Source organism: Amycolatopsis sp. NPDC003676 (assembly GCF_053587275.1).
On record NZ_JBSFNS010000352.1, the window covers coordinates 1 to 1,205 of the forward strand.

1 protein-coding gene is annotated in these 1,205 nt (G+C 67.8%); it reads right to left on the bottom strand.

Annotated elements, in window-relative coordinates:
• Positions 1-1,007 (bottom strand): GlxA family transcriptional regulator (locus ACWDNU_RS46355; RefSeq protein ID WP_449673511.1); only part of this gene is annotated, 1,007 nt, incomplete at its 3' end.
• Between the last annotated feature and the right edge of the window lie 198 nt (positions 1,008-1,205).

Here is a 1,205-nt window from a genome sequence, read left to right on the forward strand (position 1 = left end):
CAGGGAATCCAGTTCATGACGCTGCCCGACGCGACGCGCGAGATGGTGCGTGTGCTCCGGTTCCGGTATTCGGTCGGGGTCGTGTCGAGGCGGCGCCGGAAGGCCCGGGTCAGGGTGTCGACGGTATTGAAACCGCAGGTGGTGGCGACCCGCGCGAGGGTGTCGTCGGTCGTCTCCAGCCGGTGTCGCGCCACCTCCACCCGCGCCGATTCGAGATAGGCGGCGGGCGTCATGCCGAGTTCGGTGCGGAAGATCCGGGTGAGCTGACGCTCGCTCACATGCGCCTGGTCGGCCAGATCGGTGACGGTGAGCTGGGTACCGATATTGCCGGAGATGTAGTGCCGGAGATCGTCGATGCGGCGCGTGGTCGACACCGGCTCCAGCGACACACTGAATTGACTCTGCCCACTGGGCCGTTTCAGATACATCACCAATTGCCGCGCCACCCGCAGCGCCAGCTCGTCGCCGAAATCGTCGGCGACCAGTGCCAGCGTCAGATCGAGGCAGGCGGTGAGTCCCGCTCCGGTCCAGATGTTCTCGTCGCGGATGTAGATCGGATCAGCGTCCACCTCGATCGCGGGATGCTCGGCCGCGAGTTGCTGCGCGGTCGACCAGTGCGTGGTCGCGCGCCTGCCGTCGAGCAGCCCGGCGGCCGCGAGAATATGCGCGCCGACGCACACCGAAGCGACCCGCCGCGCGTCCTTCGCCAGCACCGTCACCGCGTCGACGACCCCGGGATCCACCAGTGCCCGCACCCGGCGGCTGCTGTCGGTCTCCACCGCGCCCGGCACGACCACCGTGTCGATCCGCCGCGCCGCGACCTCGGCGAAGGTCACGTCGGGCAGCACCCGCACCCCCGCCGACGTGGTCACCGGCGCCATCGTCTCGGCGGCCAGCACCACCTGATACCCGGTCGGCTCGTCCATCTCCCGCTGCAACAGCGAGAACACCTCGGGCGGACCGGTGACATCGAGCAGGTCGACGCGATCGAACAGCACGATCACCACGAGCCGATCCGCCACCCCAACACCTCCATGTCCGAATCTGCAGGTTACATGACATTGCCGACATTCCCGCCGCTCCCTAGCGTGGAACGCATCCCCGATAGGAAGGCTTTCCGATGGCTTCGACCACCCTCCGCCAGCTCAACGGTTTCGACGAGACCCCGGCCGCCCTGGCCGACTCCACCCTGATCCTGATCGACT